Source organism: Protofrankia sp. CiP1_Cm_nod4 (genome assembly GCF_982290645.1).
Map to the genome: position 1 here is coordinate 2,818 of NZ_CEVIVC010000171.1, position 6,860 is coordinate 9,677.

3 protein-coding genes are annotated in these 6,860 nt (G+C 71.8%); all 3 read left to right on the forward strand.

Annotation, left to right across the window (positions count from 1 at the left end; all coding sequences use genetic code 11):
* The first annotated feature begins 64 nt into the window (after positions 1-64).
* The 3 genes from AC5LSR_RS21460 to pyk all read left to right on the forward strand — a co-directional run bounded on the left by AC5LSR_RS21460 (position 65) and on the right by pyk (position 5,053).
* Positions 65-964 (forward strand): enoyl-CoA hydratase/isomerase family protein, encoded by a 900-nt coding sequence (locus AC5LSR_RS21460; protein ID WP_250290755.1) that lies wholly within the window; start codon positions 65-67, stop codon positions 962-964.
* Between the two features lie 93 nt (positions 965-1,057).
* Positions 1,058-3,004: an ABC transporter ATP-binding protein gene (locus tag AC5LSR_RS21465; RefSeq protein ID WP_493468903.1), complete on the forward strand. Its 1,947-nt coding sequence runs from the start codon at positions 1,058-1,060 to the stop codon at positions 3,002-3,004.
* A gap of 633 nt (positions 3,005-3,637) precedes the next feature.
* Positions 3,638-5,053 carry a pyruvate kinase gene (gene pyk, locus AC5LSR_RS21470; RefSeq protein WP_250282663.1) on the forward strand — a complete coding sequence of 472 codons (1,416 nt, stop codon included), beginning with the start codon at positions 3,638-3,640 and terminating at the stop codon, positions 5,051-5,053.
* The last annotated feature ends 1,807 nt before the right edge of the window (positions 5,054-6,860 follow it).

The following is a 6,860-nucleotide window of genomic DNA, read 5'->3' on the forward strand; positions in this document are numbered from 1 at the left end:
CGCGTCAACTGAGCACGCGTCAACTGAGCGCCAGCCAACTGTGCGCGAACCGCACGAGCCAACCGTGCGTGAACCAGTCGCGCGCGAACCGGCTGGGCGCGTGCCCAGCCCGTCCGCCGCGTTGTCCACCGTGCTGGCCGGTATCGGGCGCTCCCTGCCCGGCAGCGTCCGGCTGGTGATTCTTCGGATCGCTGGCGGCTCGTCGCCGTCCAGCGGTGGCCACCGCGCGGCGGCCGGGGAGCGGCCATCTGATGATCAACCGGCTGGCGGCCGGACGAGCGGGGAGCGGCCGGCCGACGGCGGGCCCGCGGGCCGGCCGTCCGACGCTGGGGTGGCCGCGCGACGGCCGGCCACGGGCGACCTGACGTCCCGCGACACCGCGTCCCGCGACACCGCGTCCCGCGACACCGCGTGTCACGATATGGCGCGTCACGACTTGAGGTGCCTCGACGCGGCGCCCCGCGACACGGGGACGGCCGCCGGATGGCAGGCCGCGCTCGGCTGGTTGTCGCGCCCTGACCTGTTCAGCGTCGCGGTCGTCAGCGGGTACGCCGTCGACGCCCTGCATCTCGCGCTCGCCTGCGATCTGCGGATCGCCTGTGACGACGCGTACCTGTCCTTCGGCGGCCTGCGTCATGGCGGTGTTCCGGCGCTGGGGGTTTCCCGGGCGTTGGTCGACCTGGTCGGCTACAGCCGCGCGCTGGACCTGTGCGTGACCGGACGTATGCTCTCCGGCGCACAGGCGCAGGCGGTGGGGCTGGTGGACCGGCTGGCCGCCCCCGCCGAACTCGACCGGGCCGTGGAGGAACTGGCCGCCGCCCTGCTCGCGGCCCCTCGCGAGACGGCCGTCGAGGTCAAGGCGTTGCTGTTGCGCGGACGCGAGCTTTCCGTGGCGGATCAGCTACGTGCGGAGCGCGACGCCCAGGTGCGCTGCTCGTCGGCACCGGCCGGGGCAGCCGGCTGACGCGTCCGGCCGAGGCCGTGACGGGAACGATCCTCGTCTGCTTTCGCTTACAGTGTTGCGATGTAAGCATGAGCAGAATGTGGGGGTCCACCGATGAGATTCGCCGAGGACGGGCCGCGCGTCAGCACGCGGGCCTTCCAGCGTGACCGCTCGGTCGTCCACCAGAAGCTGCGGCCGGGCACCCTGCGCCGGATCGTCGGGTTCGCGCGTCCCTACCGGAGGATGCTCGTCGGCTTCCTCATCCTGATCGTCATCAGCGCCGCGCTCGGCGCGACGACCCCGCTGGTCTACAAGGCGATCATCGACGAGGGCATCGTCCCCGGCCGGGTGGGCGTCGTGGAGGCGCTGGCCATGCTGGTCGGGCTCATCGCCGTCGTCGACGCGCTGCTGGCCCTCGCGCAACGGTGGTTCTCCGCCCGCATCGGCGAAGGGCTGATCTTCGACATGCGGGCCAGGCTGTTCGACCACGTCCAGCGCCAGCCGCTGGCGTTCTTCACCCGGACCCAGACCGGTGCCCTGATCTCCCGGCTGAACAACGATGTCCTCGGCGCCCAGTCGGCCTTCACCGGGACGCTGTCCTCGGTCCTGTCCAACATCGTCTCGGTTGGCTTCGTCCTCGCCGCGATGATCGTGCTGTCCTGGCAGATCACGGTCGTCTCGCTGTTGCTGCTGCCGGTCTTCGTCGTCCCGGCGCGGCTGCTCGGGCCGAAGCTGGCCGCGCTCACCCGGGAGAGCTACGGGCTCAACGCCGAGATGAACACGGTGATGACCGAACGGTTCAACGTCTCCGGGGCGATGCTCGCCAAGCTCTACGGCCACCCGGCCCGGGAGAACGACGGCTTCACGGCCAGGGCCGCCCGGGTCCGTGACATCGGCGTCACCCAGGCCATGTACGGCCGGATCTTCTTCGTCTCGCTGACCCTGGTCGCCTCCCTGGCGACCGCGATCGTCTACGGCGTGGGCGGGCGGTTCGCCGCCGAGGGCACGCTTCAGGTCGGCACCGTCGTCGCGCTGACCTCGTACCTGTCGCGGCTCTACGGCCCGCTGACCCAGCTGTCGAACGTCAACGTCGATGTGATGACCGCGCTGGTCTCCTTCGAGCGGGTCTTCGAGGTGCTCGACCTCACCCCGGCGATCGCCGACCGGCCGGGCGCGGCCGACCTGCCGCCCGGCGCGGCCACGGTCGAGTTCGACGACGTCGGCTTCCGTTACCCGGCCGCGGACGAGGTGTCGCTAGCCTCCCTGGAGTCGGTGGCGGTGCTCGACCACCGGCCGTCCGAGACCGTCCTGCACCAGGTGTCGTTCCGGGTGGCGCCCGGGGAGATGGTCGCGCTGGTCGGGCCGTCCGGAGCCGGCAAGACGACGATCAGCCAGCTGGTGCCCCGGATGTACGACGCGGTCAGCGGCACCGTCCGGGTCGGCGGCCACGACGTGAGGGAGCTCACCCTGCGGTCGCTGCGGGACGCCGTGGGCGTCGTCACCCAGGACGCGCACCTCTTCCACGACACCATCCGGGCGAACCTCACCTACGCCCGGCCGGCGGCCACGCCCGAGCAGATGTGGGCGGCCATGGACGCCGCCCAGATCGGCGACGTCGTGCGAGCGCTGCCCGACGGCCTCGACACGGTCGTCGGCGACCGCGGCTACCGGCTCTCCGGTGGGGAGAAGCAGCGCCTCGCCATCGCCCGGCTGCTGCTCAAGGAGCCGTCGATCGTCGTCCTGGACGAGGCCACCGCCCATCTCGACAGCGAGTCCGAAGCCGCCGTCCAGCAGGCTCTGGCCACCGCGCTGGCCGGCCGGACGTCACTCGTGATCGCCCACCGGCTGTCGACCGTCCGGGACGCCGACCGGATTCTCGTCATCGAGGACGGCCGGCTGGTCGACAGCGGCCGGCACGACGAGCTGCTGGCCCGCGGCGGCCTGTACGCCGAGCTGTACCGCACCCAGTTCGCCACCCAGGACGCGGCCCGCCACAGCGAGACCAGCTCCGATGCGGCCAGTTCCGAGGAACGCCGGATGGTGACCGTCCGGTCACCGTAGTCGGGGGTGTCGGCCGGGATGGCTGGTAGGCATGCGCTGCTGCCGGAGCCCGCACCCACGTCCCACAGGGGCATCAGCTGGGATGGCTTGGTAGGTATGGCTGGCAGGTGAAGCCGGCCGGGCTGCCCGCACAGGTCCTCCGGCCCGCCGTCCAGGGCCGTTCGGCACGCCTGCCCGGGCGGCGGCCGGGTGCCGGCCGCGTGCCGGTTCGTACAGGCTGTGTTCGTCCAGCTGTCAGCCGGTATCCTCGTGGCACTTGTTAAGTTACTGTCCGTGCTCGTCTCTGCTTCCCCGCCCGGCGGGGCGCGACGGCGATGCCACCGGCGGGACGGCGATGAGCCGCCGGGCTCCCCTCCGCCGCCCGCCCACCGTGAGCTGGGAACTCCCCGGCTCGGCCCGGCCGGCCCCACCGTCCGTGACGGCCGTGACGGCCGTGGGCGGGCCCGCCCGGCCGGCACACCCGCCTCCCGCGGCGGCGCGGGGCGGGTGTGCCGGTACGCCCACCTGTGCGCATGGCGTCCCCGGTAAACGGAATAGGGCCTTTTTCCCGCGGATGGAAAACTTTCCGGGTGTCGGCCAGCGGATAGTGGGGGCGGTGTACGGACCACCGGAGTCATTTCCTAGGCTTGTCTCGTGTCTCGCCGCGCGAAAATTGTATGCACACTTGGTCCGGCCACCAGCTCGCCCGAGAAGATTCGGGAGCTGGTCGAGGCCGGCATGGACATCGCCCGTCTCAACCTCTCCCATGGGTCCCATGAGCAGCATGCGCAGACCTACCAACAGATCCGGGCCGCCTCCGACGCGGTCGGACGTAGTGTCGGCATCCTCATCGACCTGCAGGGCCCCAAGATCAGGCTTGGGAAGTTCGCCTCCGGCCCGGTCACCCTGGCCCCCGGCGACCGGTTCACGATCACGACCGACGACATCCTCGGCGACCAGCACCGGGTCGGGACGACCTTCTCCGGGCTGACCTCCGATGTCACCGCGGGCGACCGGATCCTCGTCGACGACGGCCGGCTGGTGCTCGAGGTCGTCGAGGTCGCCGGCTCCGACGTCCACACCACGGTCATCGTCGGTGGCCCGGTCAGCAACCACAAGGGGATGAACATCCCGGGCGCGGCCCTCGGCGTGCCCGCCCTGACCGACAAGGACGCCAAGGACCTCCGCTTCGGGCTCGGGCTGCCCGCCGACATGATCGCCCTGTCCTTCGTCCGCTCGGCCGCCGACGTCGAGAAGGTCCGGGCGGTGATGGACGAGGCCGGGGTGCGCCTGCCCGTCCTGGCCAAGATCGAGAAGCCGCAGGCCGTCGACCAGCTCGAAGAGATCGTCGAGGCGTTCGACGGTCTGATGATCGCCCGGGGTGACCTGGGGGTGGAGCTGCCGTTGCAGGTCGTGCCACTGGTCCAGAAGCGTGGCGTGTCCTGGGCACGCGAACGCGCGAAGCCGGTGATCGTGGCCACCCAGGTGCTGGAATCGATGGTGCATGCGCCCCGGCCCACCCGGGCCGAGGCCAGCGACTGCGCCAACGCGGTCCTCGACGGCGCCGACGCGATCATGCTGTCGGCCGAGACCAGCGTCGGTGAATACCCGGTCGAAGCCGTGTCCACGATGGCCCGGATCATCGAGACGGCCGAAACGGACCTGGGCCGGCTCCCACCGCTGCGTACCCGTCCGCGTACCGTCGGTGGTGCGTTGGCGGAGGCCGCCGCCAACGTCGGCAATGTCATGGGCGCCCGCTACCTGGTGGCCTTCAGCCAGAGCGGGGACACCGCCCGCCGGCTCGCCCGCTACCGCAGCCCCATCCCGCTGCTGGCCTTCACCCCGGTGCCCGCCGTCCGCAGCCAGCTCGCGCTGCTGTGGGGCGTCGAGACCTTCCTGGTCCCGTACGCGCACAGCACCGACGAGATGGTGCGACAGGTCGACAGCGCGCTGCTGCAGCTGGAGCGCTGCAAGCCCGGCGAACTGGTGGTCGTCGTGGCCGGCACCCCCCCCGGCGTGGCCGGTATGACCAACACCATCCGAGTGCACCGGATCGGGGAGGAGGTCTGACCCCAAATTGTGGCTTCGCCACAATTTGGGGGCCCCTGGCGTGGTTGGCTGGCCGTCTCGGTGGGCTTACCGATCATCTTGTGATGATCGGTAAGGGGGTGGTTGGCTGGGGGTTTCGCCACGGTTTGGGAGCCCCTGGCGTGGCTGGCCGGCCGTCGCGGTGGGCCGGCCGTCGTGGTGGGCTTGTCGATCTTTTGGTGGTGATGGGCAAGGGGTGCTGGCCGGGGGCCGCCGTGAGGGGTTCTGGCCCTTGTGCGGGCTGGCCGCCCGGCCCGCCACGTTCGAACGGGTCAGGCCGAGGTCGCGAACCCCTGCTCCCTGTCTCCCGGTAGGCGTCATCCGTGTCGATGAGTGTCGCCCATCGTTGACGGGCGCCGGCTGTAAGGAAGGAGGTGAATCCGGTGCTGCCCGTCGGTATGTCGGTTCGGTCACCGCGGCCTGCGGGGTTACGGGTGGATGTCGCGCTGGTGAGGATCGGATGTCGGCATGCTTTGCGGTATTTGCGGCACCGTTTTTCGTGTCGTCTGCCGTAATGGGCGTGTAGGCCGGACGCCGTGGCCGCTTTGGGACAACTGTGATCGGCCGTGGTTTTCCGGACCGGCTGTGTCACCGCTGTCGCGGACCGGCTGGAACGGTGTGCGGCAGCGGCGGGCCGTAGGGTCGTCCTCGATGAGGATTTCGGTGGAGCCGGAGGCCGGGTCCACGCACGGGTATCCGCGGGCCCCGCGTGCGTATGCGGCCAGTCAGGCGAACGTACAGTAATGCCGCTTACGATACGTCGTAAAACGACTACTGGAGCGGCGCGTGCTCCGGATTACGCTGGGCCTGACTCGGCCCTCGTGACCCGGGAGCGTGCGCAATGACCGATCAACCGCCACAGCGGCCTGGCCGAACCGACCAAGGCGCTGACAGCGTCAGATCCGGTCCGCCCGCGAGCCCGTCAGGCTCAGCGGGGTCATCGAGCCCGGCAGGGCCGTCCGCCGGGGAGGGCACGAACGCGGACGGAGGGAAAGCCGACAGCGGGATGAAGGACGTCGGACGTCCGTCGGATCCGTCCGAGCGGGCGCGTCCGCCCGCTCCTTCCATGGCGCACCCTTCCCCAGGCAGCGCCGCGGGCAGTGGCACAGGAAGTGGCGCCACGGCCGGGCCGGACACGCGGCAGGCATCCGGGCATCGTCCAGCGCAACCGCCACGCTTCAGCGCTGGTGGCGCTGGTGGCGCTGGTGGCGCTGGTGGCGCTGGTGGCGCTGGTGGCGCGCGGCCGTCTGGGGAGCGGTCGTCGGCCCCGGCCGGCCGGTCAGCGCTGGACCGCGGCTCGGGCGTGGCACCGGGTGAGCGTCCGGTGGCCTCATCGCCGTCCGGGACGGCGGCCGGTCCCGCGGGGACGGCGGGCCGGGCGAGCGATCCGAGCGGTCGACATGCCGGGGCGCAGCCCTGGCAGGGGCCGGCCGTGCGGCCGGCAGCACGGCCCGCCGGCAACCGCCTCCTCGGTGGGACCGCCGCCGACGGGCAGCCTGTCGCCAGCTCTCGCGGGGCGGACGCGCCGAAACCCTCGGGAGCGCAGCCGTCACCGCCGCGTGAACCCGAGTCGGGGCGGGCGCAGCCAGCGCAGGGCGGCTCCCGTCCGGTCGAGCCGCCGCGTGCCTCACGGGCGCCAGCGGCCGGGGCACCGTCGGCCGCTCGGTCAGGCGATGCCCGTCCGGCCGATGCGCCGCGCGTCCCGCCCTCGCGGGCCGAGCCTTCCCGGGTGGAACGCCGTGTGTCACCGCCCGCGGAGCCCCGCCGGGTGGAGCTCCACCGGACGCAG